Here is an 18,135-nt window from a genome sequence, read left to right as displayed (position 1 = left end):
GAGCATATGAAGCCAATGGCAAATGCATACGCAAAAGCTGGCGTAGATGTCGAAGCTGGATATGAAGTAGTAGAACGGATCAAGAAGCATGTCAAAAAAACGGAACGATTAGGTGTGATGGGCGCTATAGGAGGATTCGGCGGCTGTTTCGATTTATCGGTCTTTCAATTAAAAGAGCCAGTCCTTGTTTCGGGGACCGATGGTGTAGGGACGAAATTAGCAGTGGCAATCGAAGCAGACCAACACGACACGATCGGAATCGACTGCGTAGCGATGTGTGTCAATGATATCTTAGCACAAGGCGCAGAGCCGTTGTATTTCTTAGACTACTTAGCAACGGGGAAAAATGATCCGACACGTTTAGAAAATGTAGTAAAAGGTGTAGCGGATGGGTGTGTTCAAGGAAATATGGCACTGATTGGCGGAGAGACAGCTGAAATGCCCGGTATGTACTCAGGAAATGATTATGATCTAGCCGGATTTGCTGTAGGGATAGCTGAAAAATCTCAATTATTGACAGGAGAAACAATCAACCCAGGAGACGTGTTGCTTGGAATAGCATCTAGCGGAATCCATTCAAATGGGTACTCTCTTGTTCGCAAAATTTTCTTTGAGCAGCAGCAGTTTTCTTTATCATCAAACCTGCCAGAATTGAAAAAAACACTTGGCGAAGTATTACTTGAACCAACGAAAATCTATGTTTCTGCCTTGCTTCCCCTGATCAAAGAAAAGAAAATCAAAGGAGCTGCACATATCACTGGTGGAGGGTTTGTAGAAAATATCCCGCGAATGTTACCAGAATCTATGGCTGCTGAAATCAAACTTGGCACATGGCCGATTCTTCCGATCTTCGGCTGTTTACAAAAATATGGTGAGATTCCTATGATGGAGATGTATGAAATATTCAATATGGGCATTGGGATGGTCTTAGCAGTCGAGGAAGCAAAAGTAAAAGAAATAGTACATGAGATTGAGCAAGTTGGCGAAAAAGTTTATGAAATCGGAAAAGTGATCGCCAAAGAAAAACATCGTGTAGTGTTTACAGGAGAAGAACGATGAGAATCGCTGTTTTTGCTTCTGGAAACGGAAGCAACTTTCAAGCGCTAGCCGATTATCTATCGAAAAAAGGATTGGAAGCTTCGATTGACTGGTTGTTTTGTGATCAGCCTGCAGCATATGTTTTGAAACGTGCAGTCGCATTGAATGTACCGGCAGATTGTTTTTCACCTAAAGAATTTGACTCCAAAAAAGAGTATGAAGAAGCGATTTTGCATAAATTGAAAGAAAAAAAGATCGATTTGATTGTATTAGCTGGATACATGCGAATCATTGGACCAGTATTGCTGGAAAATTATGATAAAAGAATCATCAATATCCATCCATCTCTTTTACCTGCATTCCCTGGTTTGCATGGCATTCGTGATGCATTTGAAGCTGGAGTAAAAGAAACGGGTGTCACAATTCATTATATCGACCAAGGTGTAGATACTGGACCAATCATCCGGCAGGAAAAAGTGAGGATCGAACAGGAGGACACGTTCGATTCTTTAGAAGAAAAAATCCATAGAGTAGAGCATCGGATCTATCCAGAAGTGATTAGTGAAATTATTGAAAATGGAGGCTATCTGAAATGACAAGAGCATTGATCAGTGTATCAGATAAAACTGGGATTGTAGCATTTGCCCAAGGTTTGATTGAACAAGGAGTAGAAATCATTTCAACAGGAGGAACAAAGCATACGTTGGATCAAGCTGGGATCAAAACGCTTTCGATCGAAGAAGTGACAGGGTTTCCTGAAATGATGGATGGCCGTGTCAAAACACTTCATCCTAAAATCCATGGTGGTCTTTTAGGAAGACGCGATCTCCCTAGCCATATGGAGGCAATGGAAACGGAAAATATCCAACCAATCGACTTTGTTTGTGTTAATTTATATCCTTTCAAAGAAACGATTATGAAACCAGATGTCGAAATAGCAGAAGCTATTGAAAATATTGATATCGGTGGTCCTAGTATGCTCCGTAGTGCAGCAAAAAACCATGAATTTGTCACCGCTGTTGTTGATCCATCTGACTATGAAGAAGTACTTTCAGAATTACGTCAGTATGGGCATACTTCATTTTCTTTCAGACAAAAACTAGCGGCAAAAGTCTTTCGTCATACTGCTGCATATGATGCATTGATCGCTCAATACTTAACGGATTGGGTGGAAGAAAAAGAACCGGAAAAATTGACACTTACGTATGAACGAAAACAAACGCTTCGTTACGGTGAAAATAGCCATCAAGCCGCTGCCTTTTATCAGTCCGCTCTTCTGGAAAAATATTCGATCGCAGCAGCAAAACAACTCCATGGGAAAGAACTTTCTTATAATAATATCCGAGATGCAGATGCTGCGTTACGGATCATGAAGGAATATGACGAGCCAACGGTAGTCGCCTTGAAACACATGAATCCTTGTGGTATTGGGACAGCATCTACGATTTCAGAAGCGTGGGAAGCAGCATATGAAGCAGATCCTGTTTCAATCTTTGGTGGGATCATCGTTTTGAATCGAGAAGTAGATCTGCCAACAGCAGAACAGATGCATAAGCTGTTTCTAGAAATCATCATTGCTCCTTCTTATACAAAAGAAGCTTTGGAATTACTGCAAAAAAAGAAAAACATCCGATTACTGACAGTAGACTTTGCGCAAGAAGAAAATCAAAATCGAGAAGAAACGGTCTCAGTCTTAGGTGGACTTCTTGTACAAGATCAAGATCTGGCAATGGAAAACGAAGAAGAGTGGAAAGTCGTGACAAAACGTAAGCCAACTCCAGCAGAAGCAAAAGCATTGGCGTTTGCTTGGAAAGCTGTCAAACATGTGAAATCTAATGCGATCGTGCTGGCAAACGAACGTCAGACAGTAGGAATCGGAGCCGGGCAGATGAATCGAGTCGGTTCAGTAAAAATTGCGATTGAACAAGCGCAAGAGAAAATGGAAGGTGCAGTTTTAGCTAGCGATGCTTATTTTCCAATGGATGATTCAGTTGAATATGCAGCTAAACATGGTATAAAAGCAATCATTCAGCCAGGTGGAAGTATCAAAGACCAAGATTCTATTGATATGGCGAACAAATACGATCTAGCAATGGTCTTTACTGATGTTCGGCATTTTAGACATTAGAGAGGAGTCGGATAAATGAACATTTTGGTGATCGGTGCAGGTGGTCGTGAACATGCAATAAGTAAAAAACTTTTAGACAGTCCGAAGGTGGATACTGTGTATTGTGCGCCAGGAAATCCTGGAATGGCAAAGGATGGCATCAATTGTGTCGCTATCAGTGAACAAGATCATTCAGCATTAATTCATTTTGTTAAGAATGAGGCTATTGATTGGAGTATCGTTGGTCCTGAAGTTCCTTTATTAAATGGGATCGTCGATGATTTTATGGCAGAAGGATTGAAAATCTTCGGTCCGACAAAAGCAGCAGCTCTGATCGAAGGTTCGAAAAGTTTTGCTAAACAATTGATGGATACTTATCAAATCCCGACAGCTAAATCCAGAAGTTTTGAATGTTACGAAAAAGCAGCAGCGTATATCAAAGAAAACGGTGCGCCAATCGTAGTGAAAGCGGATGGCTTAGCAGCTGGAAAAGGTGTAGTCGTGGCTACAACAGTGAAGGAAGCGCTGGATGTAGCAGAACAAATGTTGAACCAGCATCGATTTGGGAACAGCAGCAAAAAAATCGTCGTAGAAGAGTTTTTGGCAGGAGAAGAATTCTCCCTTTTGGCGTTTGTCCGTGATACCAAGGTGTATCCGATGGTCATTTCGCAAGATCATAAGCGGGCATTTGATAACGATAAAGGGCCAAATACAGGCGGAATGGGTGCTTATTCACCAGTGCCGCAAATTCCAAAAAAGATGATTGAAAAAGCTGTGGAAGAAGTTTTAAAACCAGCGGCTTTGGGAATGAAAGAACTAGGACGCTCTTTCACGGGTGTTTTATATGCGGGTTTGATTGCTACGAAGGAAGGACCAAAAGTGATCGAATTCAATGCGCGTTTCGGTGATCCTGAAACGCAAGTTGTTCTTTCTCGGTTGAAGAGTGACTTTGCGCAAGTAATCGATGACTTATTAGAGAATCGTGCAGTAGAGTTAAAGTGGCAGCAAGAAGGATACAATGTAGGCGTTGTGGTGGCAGCTGCCGGTTACCCCGAAGAACATGAGACAGGAATGGTTCTACCAGATTTTCTGGAAGAAGAGCTTTCTGTTTACTATGCTGGAGTGTCCTCAAATAACGGCAAACTAGTTGGAACAGGAGGACGCCTTTATCTAGTAGAAGCATACGGTGAGACGATCAAAGAAGCGCAGGAAAAAATCTACACCGCGTTAATGGATAAAACGACAGATGGAACATTTTATCGTACAGATATTGGAGAAAAAGCTGCCAATAGCGAACTGGTCGTGAAGTAAATCAGCTGCTTCCATTTATAAAAAAATACAACAAATATAGTGGGAAGCGCCGATTTTAGTGAAGCCTTTTCATAAAGAGTGTGGTACACTTTTGTTGTGTATATAAATAAGGAGGAGTTCAGATGAAAAAAGTTCAATTAGGTACTTCTGATCAGAAAGTAGCTGCAGTAATCTTAGGCTGTATGCGTATCAACAATGCGGAAGATCCAGTAAAAGTGATTGAGACAGCTTATGAAAACGGCATTGATTTTTTTGACCATGCAGATATTTATGGAAACGGTGAATGTGAAGAAATCTTTGCAGATGCTCTAGCAAAAACATCAATCAAACGAGAAGATCTTTTTATTCAAACAAAATGTGGAATCGTTCCAGGTGTGATGTTTGATTTTTCTAAAAAACATATCATTGAATCTGTGGAAAAAAGTTTGACCCGTCTGAAAATGGATTATGTGGATGCTTTACTTCTTCATCGTCCAGATACATTGGTGGAACCAGAAGAGGTAGCTGAAGCGTTTGATGAATTGGAACGATCAGGTAAAGTCCGTTATTTTGGTGTCAGCAATCAAAAACCAATGCAAATCGAATTGCTGAAAAAATATGTTCGTCAACCATTAGTAGCTAATCAGCTGCAATTTGGCTTGAAACATACTGGAATGATCGATCAAGGGATTCATGTCAATATGACAGATGAAGCAAGTATCGACCATGATGGTAGTGTACTTGATTATTCCCGTTTGCATGATATGACGATTCAAGCGTGGTCGCCATACCAGTATGGATTTTTTGAAGGTGTATTTATCGGGAACGAAAAATTCCCTGAATTAAACCAAACATTAGAAGAACTAGCAGCTAAATATCAAACGACACCAACTGGCTTGGCTTCTGCTTGGATTTTGCGCCATCCAGCCAATATGCAAGTAATCGCCGGTACGATGAACGTAGGGCGAATCAAGGAAATCGCTCAAGTATCAGAAATTAACATGTCTCGGGAAGATTGGTACGAATTGTACCGTGCTGCTGGAAACATTTTACCTTAAAAGTTGTCATAAGTAGGTGAACGGTGCGATCAGTTAAAAAGGCGGAATATCTTGAAAGCTATTTTCAGCTTCGAGATATTCCGTCTTTTTTTAATTGCCAACGGGAAAGAGTATCACTATACGGATTTTATTTATTATTTATTATTTATTTTTGTTTTCAAGGAAAAGCTGTGTCCGATATTCTTTTGGGGAAATCCCTTGTTTTTTCTTAAATAAATAACTGAAATAGTTAGGGTCATTATAACCAATCTCAAAAGCAATATCTGAGATACGATAGTCTGATTGCTGTAATAATTTTTTTGCTAATTCGATTCTTTGTTCTGTCAGATAATCGATGAATGTTTGGTTAAACGATTGAGAAAAAATCGTACTGAAATGAGAGGGGCTTAATGCAACTTGTTGAGCGACCCAAGTTAAGGACATATCTGGATTGGTAAAATTTTCTTTGATAAAATCCAATGCATGGTTCAAAATTGGCTGATATTTGTTCCTTGAAGGCTGTGAGGGCAGAGCAGTTAAGAAAGAAATGAACATATAAACAGTCGAACGGTAAAGCGAGTCGTCGGCGCTGATTGCTAAGCGTTGACTGGTGGATGTGCAATGAACCATTTCTTGCGGGATTTCCTTTTCTTTCAGGCGGACATGCTGGAGTAGCTTAGTCAAGACAAATAAACGATATAATCGTGTTCGAGTTGGTGTGCCTTGTGGTTTCGTCAAGTGTTCGATGTACTTAGATACTTCGTTTTTCGATAATGAAGACAAATCAAGTGAGAGATCAAAGTAAAAGACAGAATCAACTGGAAGTTTCGCTTCTTTAATCAAATCCTCATAGCTGATAATTTGATCTTTAAGGGAACTGGCGGTTTCAAGTATCATCTGCGTGATCTCAAAAGATGCAGGTAATTCGCTGATTCTTTCTGCGACAGGACCGATGGCGACAGAAAAATTATTTTTTTGTCCCTTTTCTAATTCATGGACCAACGTTTGGGCTACCTGATAACTGGTTTCGATCACATTTTCTTCAAGAGGATCAACTATTAAAAATTTAATGAATCGAGAGGAAACAGCAGAAAAAATCACTTGTTGATTCTCCCTAAATAAAAACTTCAAATAATCACTGAGATGAGCGTAATCTTCAAAGTCTGTACTGACTTGGTTTGCTGCTAATAATACGGTCATTTTTTTCCCTGCTAAAGAGCGATTGAAAGATTCAGCAAGTTTCAATGTTTCACTGATCGTAAGTGAGCCTTTGAACAAACCGTTCAAGAAATGATTTTTTTTCAATTCGAAAACAAGATCAGAAGAAGGGTGCGTTTCTTTTTGCTGCAAGTCTAAAGCAGTCACTGCTTTTTCAATTGCTTGTTTCAATTCGTTGCTTTTAATTGGTTTAAGTAGATAATCATCTGCCTGTACTTGGATTGCCCCTTTCATATAATCGAAATCGTCGAATCCGCTAATAAATATGAGGCGAGTCCAAGGAAGCAGTTTCCTTGCTTCTTTTGAAAAAGTTAAACCGTCCATGAATGGCATTTGGATATCAGTCAGAATGATATCGGGCTGTAAGTCGATAATCGAAGACAGTGCCATCTCACCATCTCCAGCTTCCCCGACATAAGTGATTGGATAATAAGAACCAAGGGCAGTTATTTGTTCCCGCAAGTTATTGCGAATGAGGTATTCGTCTTCGATGATAAAAACTTTATACATGTTTGTTTCCTCCAATTGTTTTGGGAGATATAGGAATCGTCAGTGTGACAGTTGTCCCTTCTCGGTATTTGCTGTCAATCGTGATAGGTTTTTGATTATTTCCGTAATAGAGAAGGAGACGCTTGTTTACGTTGTAAAGCCCGTAGCCGATACTGAAATCTGAATCGATCCCTTTGGCTAACTCTTTACGTATTTCTGCTAGTTTTTCTGCAGGAATGCCAATACCGTTGTCTATGACTTTGAATTGGATCATTTCGTCGATTTTGCATGCAGTAATACGAATAAATCCTTTGTGACGAACGTACTTTGTTCCATGGTACACAGCATTTTCGATCAATGGTTGCAAGATCATCTTTAAAATAGAAACAGGAAAAAGTGTTTCTGGTATATCGATCTTATAGTCAAGCATATGTCCATATCTTATTTTTAAAATGACCAGATAATCATTGATATGGCTGATTTCTTTTTCAAGAGGAATCCAGTCTTGTCCTTTGCTTAAAGACGTACGAAAAAAGCCGGAAAGTGCATGGGTCATAGTCAGAGCTTCTTCAAAGCAGTCTTGTTCGATCAAAGAAATGATGGCATCCAAACTGTTATAAATAAAATGGGGAGTGATCTGAGCTTGCAATACACGAACTTCACTTTGTGCTAAATGGTATTGTTTCAAAGCATTCTCCCGTAAAGACTGGTTTAGATCTTCCGCCATTTTGTTCATACTAGCGGTAAGTGTCTGTAGTTCTTGTGTTTCTGGCATGTTTAAACGAAATCCAAGATTTCCTGAAGAAAGCTGTTCGGACATTGTGATCAGCTGATTGATCGGCTCTTGGACCTTTTGTTCTAAAAAGCGACGATTCTTTTTCGCATAGAAAAAAATAGTACTAAGAACCCCCAATTCGACTATCGTTAATAAAATGAGCGAGCGGACAAGCGTCGTATTTTTTTGACTTGCTAAGTCGATTTCCACACGAACAAAATCCTGTAAAATATCTGACAGTAGTTGAGTGACAGAATCTACCTGATTGATGATCTGCTCATTGGTATCCATAAAATCTTCTGCCAAGATATGATGAATGAGCTCAGTTTGATAATCTTCCAATGTATCGATCGTACGTAACGATACATCTAACGTACTAATTTCTTTAAGTGTATTTGTATTATTTTTGATCTCTCGAATATCATTCCTAAGTTCTTCTAGGATATTTTCCTCATTGAACTCATCTACGGTTACTTGGCCAGAAATCAAGTCCCACATACTTTCCAAAACTTTTTGATCAACCTTCAAAGCAATTGCATCTGCTTTTTGGATATTTGCGATCGTTTGTTGATAAATCAAAAGCTGCTGCGAATATAACAGTATGCTCAGTAGCAAAGGGATAACAGCAAATAGAAGCATGGCTTTGTTTGCTTGGGCAAAAATCTGTTTTATGCTTAAATTTTTTGTCATGATACTTCTCCAGTCAATAATTTCTGGTTGGGATGTTAGCTATATTCTGTTGGGAAAAGACAGTCTCGGAAATAAAAATATCTTTAGGTAATGTTTTTCCTGTTTGAAGATTTCCAAAATAACGAGTAACGGTATTGGCTACATACCAGCCGACATCAGGTTTACACTCGACTACGCAATTGACGATTCCTGAGCGTAGCTTCTCGATCATATCTTCTTGTCCATCAATCGTTACAATGATCAAATCTTCTCCAGGTTTGATTGATGTTTCTTTTATCGCAGCTAAAGCACCGTGAGTCATTTCATCACTATGGCTGTATAATACATCGATTTCGGATAAATCATTTGTTTCTAAATATCGTTTCATCTGGTCTTTTCCTTTCATCCGAATAAAATCACCGACAATTCGGTGAACAATAGTCATTGGAGGTTTATGGTCGATGGTTCCATCTTTTTTTAGGGTTGGTTTACGATTGATTGATTCCAAAAATCCTTCGGAGCGTAGCTTGGTCGGTGTGGAGTTCTCTGAACCAGCAAGTTCTAGGATTCTGATTTCCTGTTTCTTTGAATTTGTGAAGTGATTGCTGACAAATAAACCTGCCCGATTTCCTTCTGCTTTGAAACTGGGGCCGATGTGGGTGACGAAAAGCTCGGAATCATTCGTTTGAATATGTCTGTCGACAAGTATGACAGGGATTCCTGCTCGCTTTGCTTCTTTTAATACAGAGTCCCACCCGGATTCTTGCAAAGGAGTAAAAATGATCATATCCACTTTATAAGCAATGAACGTCCGTATATCTTGGATTTGCCGTTCCTGATTCATGTAACCATTTCGGTAGAGAACTTGGTAATCTTCTTTTTCAAGCGCAGTGATAATTGATTCAGTATGCTTTTTCCGCCAGCTGCTCTCCGTTCCTGATTGCGAAAAACCAACGACTAGTGGGTCAGGTGCTTCCTTTGTATTAGGTGTACACCCCATTGTTTGGTAAGCGATTACAATAAGGGCTAAAAAAAATAAAACACGTTTCACTTTAAATCACTCCATCTGGATTTGTTAGTACTATCTTATCAGATAAAAGGGAAAATCAAAGTCAAAAGGAATCAATCGAAAAAAATCCAAGAAACTTAAAAAAATCCAAGACAAAAAAAGTACACCTAAAAAATTTAAAGTAAATCCCATAAAAAAATCAATGTTAACGCTTTCTTTATTAGCTATACTCGGTGTATCAATTGGAATGGGGGATAAAAAATGAAAAACAAATTTAGAAAGATTCTTGGGAGTATCGCTATTTTGACCGCGAGCATTCTATTAAGTGCGTGTGGCAATTCAGGATCTGCAGATGATAGTACGGGGTATGTAGGAATCGCTATGCCGACCAAATCAGCAGAAAGATGGATCGCTGATGGGAACAACATGGTCTCGGAATTAGAAAAACTGGGTTATAAAACAGATCTTCAATATGGAGAAGATAAAGTAGAAAATCAAGTAGCACAAATCGAAAATATGATTACAAAAGGGGTAGATACACTTGTGATTGCTTCTATCGATGGTTCGGCTTTAACTGATGTGTTAGCTAAAGCAAAAGAAGCAGATATCAAGGTAATCGCCTATGATCGTTTACTGATGAATTCAGAAAATGTCGATTATTACGCGACTTTTGATAATTTTGGAGTAGGTGTATCGCAAGCAGCTTATATTGAGGAGCACTTAGGATTGAAAGAAGGAAAAGGACCATTCACGATTGAATTATTTGGTGGTTCGCCTGACGACAACAATGCACTAATTAATTACAACGGAGTGATGTCTGTTTTACAACCATATATGGACAACGGTCAGTTGGTCGTGCCATCTGGACAGACGAGTTTCAGTCAAATCGCTACGCTTCGCTGGGATGGTTCTACGGCGCAAGCAAGGATGGATAATCTGTTAAGCGCAAATTATACTGACCAAACATTGGATGCTGTTTTGTCGCCATATGATCCAATAAGTTTAGGGATCATTTCGTCATTAAAAGGCGTGGGGTATGGGAGTGAAAGTAAACCTTTACCTGTGATTACTGGACAAGATGCGACAGTTGCTGGCGTCAAATCGATCATGGCCGGGGAACAAACACAAACGATCTTTAAAGACACACGTATCTTAGCAAAAAATACGATTGAAATGATTAAAGCAATCAGTGATGGAGAAGAGGTTCCGGTCAATGATACTGAAACTTATGATAATGGGGTGAAGACTGTTCCTACGTATTTAGCAAATACAGTATCTGTCGATAAAGATAATTATCAAGCTGAGCTGATCGACACCGATTATTATAAAGAATCCGATCTGAAAAATTAAGAGGAACAAACAAGGAACTAAAGAGATCTAAGTCAGAGAGAGGATAAGAATTATGGCGGATTGTATTTTAAAAATGGCAGATATCACCAAAAAATTTTCTGGAATCCGAGCGTTAGATTGCGTGAATCTGATGATTGAACGTGGGGAAATCCATGCATTGTGCGGAGAAAACGGAGCGGGAAAATCAACATTGATGAATGTCTTGAGCGGCTTGTATCCATATGGCTCCTATGACGGGGAAATCTTTTATGATGGAAAGCTGTGTCAATTCAAAGATTTGAAAGATAGTGAAGAAAAAGGCATCGTCATCATTCATCAAGAATTAGCACTAAGTCCTTATCTTTCAATAAAAGAGAATATTTTTCTCGGAAATGAACAAGCAGAAAGAGGCGTGATTGATTGGGAACTGACAGAAAAGAAAACGTATGAATTGCTGAATAAAGTCGGTTTGTCTATCGACCCGAATCTTCTAGTATCTCAGATTGGCGTAGGGCAACAGCAACTAGTTGAAATAGCTAAAGCGTTATCAAAATCCGTCCGTATGTTGATTTTGGATGAGCCTACCGCTGCATTGAATGAAGAAGAAAGCGCGAATTTGCTGAGATTGATCCGAGAGTTGAAAGAGCAAGGTGTAACCTCCATCATTATTTCACATAAGCTGAATGAAATCGTGGATATCGCAGATCAAATCACCATTTTACGGGATGGACAGACGATTGAGACGCTAGAAAATGAAATGATCAGCGAAGAGCATATTATTCGCGGAATGGTGGGCAGAGATTTAGTTGATCGTTATCCTGAAAGAAAACCGGATATTGGAGAAGTTTATTTTAAAGTAGAAGACTGGACGGTCTATCACCCTCTTGATCATGAGCGAATCATAAACGACCATATCAACTTGCATTTGAAAAAAGGAGAGATTGTAGGAATAGCTGGGCTGATGGGAGCGGGCAGAACTGAATTCGCTATGAGTCTATTTGGACATTCTTATGGAAGCAAGATATCCGGACGTATATTAAAGGAGGGGGCAGAGATATCAGTTAAGACCGTTCCTTCAGCCATTGCAAACGGACTCGCTTATGTCTCGGAGGACCGAAAATCTTTAGGACTGAATCTGCTGATGGATATTCGGGAAAACGTGACGCTGAGCAGTTTGGATAAAATAAGTCAAAAAGGAGTATTAGATAAAGAAAAAGAAGTAACTGAGGCAGAAAATTTCCGGAAAAAGATGCGTATAAAAACAAACTCCATCCATCAAATTGTCAGTAGTCTTAGTGGTGGGAATCAACAAAAAGTCGTTTTATCTAAGTGGCTGATGACACAACCCGATATTCTTTTTTTAGATGAGCCAACCCGTGGGATAGATGTTGGGGCAAAATATGAGATCTACACGATTATCGAAGAAATGGCAGCAAATGGCAAAGCTGTCTGTCTTATCTCTTCTGAACTTCCTGAAATCTTAGGAATGTGTGATCGAATCTATACGATGAACGAAGGACGTATTACAGGAGAAGTCTCGCGAGAAGATGCAGATCAGGAAGTCTTGATGAAATTAATGACGAAAGAAGAGGTGGGTTAAGTTGGAACAAGCAAAAAATCTTACAGATAAAAAAGAGAAAAAACTAAATTTGAAAAGTAGAGCAGCTGATCTTTTTGGTCGCTACAGCATGGTGATTATTTTAGCGGGACTACTTATTGCGTTTCAATTGATGACGGATGGTATTTTCTGGCGTCCATTGAATATAACTAACCTTGTTTTGCAAAATAGTCATATATTAGTACTAGCTGCAGGGATGTTATTAGTTGTGCTCTTAGGTCATGTGGATTTGTCGGTAGGGTCAGTGATGGCGTTTGTTGGTGCAATTGCGGGCATGATGATGGTCAATCGCCAAATGAACCCGTGGGTGACAGTCATCGCATGTCTTGCAGTAGGCGGGCTGATCGGCGCATGGCAAGGTTTTTGGGTAGCTTATGCTGGGATACCGGCGTTTATCGTGACTTTAGCAGGATTGCTGATGTTTCGTGGACTGACACAAGTTGTTCTAGGCGGTCAATCTCTAGCACCTTTTCCAGCTGTTTTCCAAAAAATGTCTACGGGTTATTTACCAGACTTAAGCGAAGGAAGCAGCCTTCACTTCTTGACATTGATTTTAGGAATGATCATCACAGTCGTGTTAGTTGTTGGACAATGGCGAACAAGAAATCGTCGGAAAAATCATTTATTTGAAGTGGAATCTCCAGCAGCTTTCTTGGTAAAGGCGGTATTTACAGCAGTCGTTGTACTAGGGATAACTTATATCTTTGCCTCTTATCAAGGATATCCGATTATTTTGATCATTCTCGGTTTGATCGTCGCAGCATATGGGTTTTTGACAAATAAAACAGTAGCAGGTCGCCAGATTTACGCGACGGGCGGAAATCGAAAAGCGGCTGAACTATCAGGAATCAAAACAAAGCGGATCACGTTCTGGGTTTTCGTCAACATGGGAGTTATGGCAGCTTTAGCTGGATTAGTTTTAGCTGCTCGGTTAAATGCGGCGACACCTCAAGCGGGTACTTCGATGGAACTAGATGCGATGGCGGCAGTATATTTTGGCGGTGCTTCAACATCCGGCGGCATCGGAACGATTATGGGTGCGATTGTCGGTGGCTTGGTCATGGGTGTATTGAACAATGGCATGTCGATTTTAGGCGTCGGGGTAGATTGGCAGCAGGCGATCAAAGGGTTGATTTTGCTTTTAGCCGTTGTATTAGACTTGTATAACAAGAAAAAACGGACAACGTAGGAGAACACCGTTTATTCAGAAAAAAGACTGTGACAAAACGTTTGTCACAGTCTTTTTTTCACTAAAAGCGAACATTCATTGCTTCGTTTGTATAGACTAAAAAATAATGTATGTTTTTTTGCCGTTCGTATAAATTCTCTTTTTGCTCTTGATTTTTTCGCTTAATTGAGTTAAATTACATAGGGCGCTAAAAAAAGCCTTGATTAAATTAATAATGTTCGTGTTTTGCTGGATGTGAACATCAGGAGGATAATGTAATGAAAGTATTTGATTACGAAGATATTCAATTAATTCCTAATAAATGTATCGTAAATAGCCGTTCTGAATGTGATACAACGGTCACATTAGGTAAACATACATTCAAAATGCCAGTAGTGCCTGCCAACATGCAGACGATTATTGATGAAACGATTGCAGAATTCTTAGCGGAAAATGGTTATTTCTATATCATGCATCGGTTTGATGAAGCAGCTCGAATTCCGTTTATCAAAAAAATGAAAAAACGTGGATTGATTACCTCAATCAGCGTTGGTGTCAAGAAAGAGGAATATTCCTTTATAGAGAAGTTGGCAGAAGAATCGCTAAATCCTGATTATATCACTATCGACATCGCGCATGGACATGCTAACTCAGTTATTGATATGATTCAGCATATTAAAAAATATTTGCCTGAAACTTTTGTGATTGCCGGTAATGTTGGTACACCGGAAGCCGTCCGTGAATTGGAAAATGCGGGCGCAGATGCAACAAAAGTCGGGATTGGTCCAGGAAAAGTATGTATTACAAAAATCAAGACAGGCTTTGGAACTGGAGGCTGGCAACTGGCAGCTCTTAGATGGTGTGCGAAAGCAGCTCGCAAGCCGATCATCGCTGACGGTGGGATCAGAACACATGGCGATATTGCAAAATCTGTCCGTTTTGGAGCGACAATGGTTATGATTGGCTCATTGTTTGCCGGTCACGAGGAATCTCCTGGCGAAACAAAAGTCGAAAACGGAATTGTATATAAAGAATACTTTGGTTCTGCTTCAGAATTCCAAAAAGGTGAAAAACGAAATGTTGAAGGAAAGAAAATCTGGATCCAACACAAAGGATCTTTGAAAGATACACTAGTGGAAATGCAACAAGACCTTCAATCATCTATTTCGTATGCTGGAGGAAGAGATCTGGAAGCCATTCGGAAAGTTGATTATGTCATCGTGAAAAATTCGATTTTTAACGGAGATACGATCTAAATAATGAGTAAAATATCAGCGGAAGGTTCTTAACAGAACCTTCCGTTTTTTATGTTTTGCAAAAAAAGCTTTTCTTTTTTCTCGTAAATTCGGTAAAATCAATAGAAAGAATGGACAACAGAAAAGAGAGGACTATGTGGGAAAAAGTAGAGAAAAAACAAGGACCGATTTATCGTCAAATCATGGAACAGATCATGAGAGAAATCGAAAGTGGAAGAATCAATCCTGGAGATCAACTTGAATCGGAACGAAAACTAGGGCAATTTTTTGGTGTAAATCGTTCCACCGTTGTTCATGCATTGGAAGAACTTAGAGAGCTTGGCGTTTTAACAAGTAAACGTGGTAGCGGTTGGTTCGTCAATCAGACTGAATGGGGGAAATTCGCCGTTCCAAGAATCGATTGGCGACAAATGATCTCACCTCGCTATGAACAGACGGATTGGTATGAGCAAAAAATAAAAGAAGCAAAGCAGAGCCAAAAAACATTGTTCCTTGATTTATTTGCGAGTGAGATGCCAGATGAGCTTTTGCCGAATTTTGAGTTTCCTTCTTATTCTCTTGAAGAAATCTTAGCGGAAGAAAAAGAAATGGATCTTTTAGGCTATACTCCGTTACGTAACAAAATCAAACGGTATTTGGAAAGTAAATTTGAACTGACGTTTTCCCTAAACCAGCTTCTGGTGACTGGTGGTGGCCAGCAAGCAATCTTTTTGATCTTACAAACGATTCTTTCTGCTGGAGAGGGGATAGCTGTAGAGTCACCTTCTTTTTTTTACCGATTACCTCTTTTCAAAGCCTCAGGAACGCGTTTATTTGGGATACCGATGGATGAAGAAGGGATCGACTTAGAAAAACTGAAAGAATCGATCCATAAAAATAAATTGAAAGCAGTGCTTATCAACCCGAATTTTCAAAACCCTACAGGAAAAGTGATGAGTCAAAAGCGGCGAGAAAAGCTAGTAGAATTGTGTCGGCAGTATCGGCTTCCAATTATTGAAGACGATGTATTTACGGACCTTTCATTTCTAAAGCAAGATGAAGTTCTTCCTATACGAACGATTGATCCGGATAATGTATTATATGTCGGTTCGTTATCTAGGATTTTAGGAAAAACAACGAAAATCGGTTGGCTGATCGGACCGGACGCCTTTATCTCGCAACTAGCTAAAGCGCAAGAAATGATGGAGTTTTCGATGAACATCCTCACACAAATCACGGCAGCTAATGTATTTGATGAAGCAATTGATTTGAAAATGTTGGATGTAAGAAAAAAATTGAAAGAAAAAAGCCGACTGATAAGCATTTGGGCGGAGTCTCAATCGTTTTTCAAGCTTCATTCGATTTTAGGTGGTTATTATGCTTGGATCACTTGGGATGGAAAAAAGCTGGACCCCCAACTAGCAGAAAAAGTAGTAGATATGGGTCTAGGAATCGCACCAAGTCTACTTTTTGGGCAAGATATAAATGGAATCAGAATCAATTACAGTCGTCTAGATGAAGCCAACATATCGTTGTTTTATTCAAAAATGAAAACTTTAGAACAGTGGTTAACAGAATAATTTCACAAAGTAAAAAGATTAAAGAATATAACAGCTGGGATTTAAATTTCCGGCTGTTTCTTTTTTTTTCGTAAAAAGAAGATGAGGCAAAGTATTAGGGAAAAAAACACTCTTTGTACAACCGTTCACGATATCTTAAGAAAATAAATAGTTGCAGCAAAACTGTATAACACCAGCGTTTCTAAATAGAAACAGATCATTCTAAGTTTGATTAGAAAATAGAAAAAACACAGTATAAATATAAAACGCTTTCCTTATTGTGATTATATTCACTAAAGCTGTTAATATGCGGATTGACATAATTTCCTTTCATCGTGAAAATTTGTGCTTTTAGCTTGTATTTCTCATAAATCCATGATAATTTATTAATGAAGACGGTTAAATAGTGATACAGTTTTATTCGCTGTTTCAATCGCAGAATGAAGAGATTTTCTTATAGATGAGAGAGGAATGTGTGACAAATGGCAAACAAAAAAGCACCGATCGACTTCCAAGCACTGCTAGATGAAGTCAATGCAGATTTCCCAGTATATCAAGCACTTGATCAAGATGGAAACGTAGTTAACAAAGATTTAGTACCTGATTTATCCGATGACGAACTCGTTGAATTAATGACTCACATGGTATGGTCTCGTGTATTAGACCAACGTTCGACAGCGCTGAACCGCCAAGGACGCCTAGGCTTTTTTGCACCAACTGCCGGACAAGAGGCAAGTCAGCTAGCCAGTGCGTATGCATTTGATAAAGAAGATGTTCTTCTTCCAGGTTATCGGGATGTCCCTCAACTAGTAAAACATGGTTTACCTTTATCACAAGCATTTTTATGGTCTAGAGGACATGCTGCAGGTAATTCTTATCCGGAAGAATTGAAAGCTCTACCACCACAAATCATCATCGGTGCACAATATGTACAAGCAGCCGGTGTTGCATTAGGTTTGAAGAAACGCAACAAGAAAAATGTCGTCTTCACTTATACTGGTGATGGCGGTTCATCACAAGGTGATTTTTACGAAGCAATCAATTTCGCTGGCGCTTACCATGCAAATGCTGTATTTTATATCCAAAACAACGGGTATGCGATCTCTACACCTCGTGAAAAACAAACCGCAGCAAAAACACTTGCACAAAAAGCTGTCGCAGCTGGGATTCCAGGTATTCAAGTCGATGGAATGGATCCGCTTGCAGTATATACTGTATCTAAAATGGCACGGGAATGGGCAATCAGTGGAAATGGACCAGTCCTAATCGAAACACTGACTTATCGTTACGGACCACATACACTATCTGGGGACGATCCAACCCGCTACCGTACAAAAGACACAGATGACGAATGGCAGAAAAAAGATCCATTGATCCGCTTCCGTAAATATCTGACGGAAAAAGGACTTTGGTCTGAAGAAAAAGAAGAACAAGTGATTGAAGCAACTAAAGAAGAAATCAAGGCAGCTATCGCAGAAGCCGACAAAGTTCCAAAACAAAAGGTTTCAGATTTCTTGAAAAACATGTTCGAAGTATCTCCACAATCAATCAAAGAACAAATTGCAATTTATGAAGCGAAGGAGTCGAAATAATC

At 39.4% G+C, this 18,135-nt stretch carries 14 protein-coding genes; 11 read left to right on the top strand and 3 right to left on the bottom strand.

The genetic code is table 11. The features are described from left to right. Positions 1-6 precede the first annotated feature (6 nt). The 5 genes from purM (at position 7) to IGJ53_RS08470 (ending at position 5,493) form a co-directional block, all read left to right on the top strand. Positions 7-1,059: a phosphoribosylformylglycinamidine cyclo-ligase gene (purM, locus tag IGJ53_RS08490; protein WP_010732722.1), complete on the top strand. Its 1,053-nt coding sequence runs from the start codon at positions 7-9 to the stop codon at positions 1,057-1,059. After that, complete coding sequence (gene purN / locus IGJ53_RS08485; protein ID WP_010732721.1) at positions 1,056-1,634, top strand: phosphoribosylglycinamide formyltransferase; 579 nt, start codon at positions 1,056-1,058, stop codon at positions 1,632-1,634. Before purM ends, purN begins: the two co-directional genes overlap by 4 nt. Next, a complete protein-coding gene (purH, locus tag IGJ53_RS08480; RefSeq protein ID WP_438750042.1) occupies positions 1,631-3,166 on the top strand; it encodes a bifunctional phosphoribosylaminoimidazolecarboxamide formyltransferase/IMP cyclohydrolase in 1,536 nt (511 codons plus the stop codon). Before purN ends, purH begins: the two co-directional genes overlap by 4 nt. A gap of 15 nt (positions 3,167-3,181) precedes the next feature. Then, positions 3,182-4,456, top strand: coding sequence for a phosphoribosylamine--glycine ligase (gene purD, locus IGJ53_RS08475; protein WP_259742409.1), 1,275 nt, complete (start codon positions 3,182-3,184; stop codon positions 4,454-4,456). A 122-nt stretch (positions 4,457-4,578) separates the two neighbouring features. Continuing rightward, on the top strand, positions 4,579-5,493 hold the full coding sequence (locus IGJ53_RS08470) for an aldo/keto reductase (protein ID WP_259742410.1): 915 nt from the start codon (positions 4,579-4,581) through the stop codon (positions 5,491-5,493). A 141-nt stretch (positions 5,494-5,634) separates the two neighbouring features. Here the strand turns inward: IGJ53_RS08470 and IGJ53_RS08465 are convergent, their stop codons facing one another. Genes IGJ53_RS08465 through IGJ53_RS08455 form a run of 3 tightly spaced genes read right to left on the bottom strand, consistent with a single transcriptional unit; the run spans position 5,635 to position 9,674 of the window. Beyond that, positions 5,635-7,200, bottom strand: coding sequence for a response regulator transcription factor (locus IGJ53_RS08465; RefSeq protein WP_259742411.1), 1,566 nt, complete (start codon positions 7,198-7,200; stop codon positions 5,635-5,637). Beyond that, on the bottom strand, positions 7,193-8,644 hold the full coding sequence (locus IGJ53_RS08460) for a sensor histidine kinase (protein WP_002374432.1): 1,452 nt from the start codon (positions 8,642-8,644) through the stop codon (positions 7,193-7,195). Before IGJ53_RS08460 ends, IGJ53_RS08465 begins: the two co-directional genes overlap by 8 nt. Before the next feature lie 13 nt (positions 8,645-8,657). Beyond that, positions 8,658-9,674: an ABC transporter substrate-binding protein gene (locus IGJ53_RS08455; protein ID WP_259742412.1), complete on the bottom strand. Its 1,017-nt coding sequence runs from the start codon at positions 9,672-9,674 to the stop codon at positions 8,658-8,660. 219 nt (positions 9,675-9,893) lie between these two features. Between IGJ53_RS08455 and chvE the strand changes: the two genes are divergently transcribed. From chvE to pdhA, 6 genes are all read left to right on the top strand, one after another. Next, on the top strand, positions 9,894-10,982 hold the full coding sequence (chvE, locus tag IGJ53_RS08450) for a multiple monosaccharide ABC transporter substrate-binding protein (RefSeq protein ID WP_010732716.1): 1,089 nt from the start codon (positions 9,894-9,896) through the stop codon (positions 10,980-10,982). 52 nt (positions 10,983-11,034) lie between these two features. Further along, positions 11,035-12,561, top strand: a complete 1,527-nt coding sequence (mmsA, locus tag IGJ53_RS08445; protein ID WP_438750037.1) for a multiple monosaccharide ABC transporter ATP-binding protein — start codon at positions 11,035-11,037, stop codon at positions 12,559-12,561. A 1-nt stretch (position 12,562) separates the two neighbouring features. After that, entirely contained in the window at positions 12,563-13,768 is a 1,206-nt protein-coding gene (mmsB, locus tag IGJ53_RS08440; protein WP_086328301.1) for a multiple monosaccharide ABC transporter permease, read from the top strand. 257 nt (positions 13,769-14,025) lie between these two features. Continuing rightward, positions 14,026-15,003, top strand: a complete 978-nt coding sequence (gene guaC, locus IGJ53_RS08435; RefSeq protein WP_002287992.1) for a GMP reductase — start codon at positions 14,026-14,028, stop codon at positions 15,001-15,003. A 134-nt stretch (positions 15,004-15,137) separates the two neighbouring features. Next, the gene (locus tag IGJ53_RS08430) at positions 15,138-16,562 is read left to right on the top strand and encodes a PLP-dependent aminotransferase family protein (RefSeq protein ID WP_259742414.1); all 1,425 of its coding nucleotides are present in this window, start codon (positions 15,138-15,140) and stop codon (positions 16,560-16,562) included. A gap of 461 nt (positions 16,563-17,023) precedes the next feature. Then, positions 17,024-18,133: a pyruvate dehydrogenase (acetyl-transferring) E1 component subunit alpha gene (gene pdhA, locus IGJ53_RS08425; RefSeq protein WP_002292209.1), complete on the top strand. Its 1,110-nt coding sequence runs from the start codon at positions 17,024-17,026 to the stop codon at positions 18,131-18,133. Positions 18,134-18,135: the final 2 nt, after the last annotated feature.

Source organism: Enterococcus sp. DIV1283b (genome assembly GCF_051710965.1).
In the GTDB taxonomy this organism is placed as follows: domain Bacteria; phylum Bacillota; class Bacilli; order Lactobacillales; family Enterococcaceae; genus Enterococcus_B; species Enterococcus_B lactis.
This window is presented reverse-complemented; position numbering and strand designations above follow the sequence as displayed.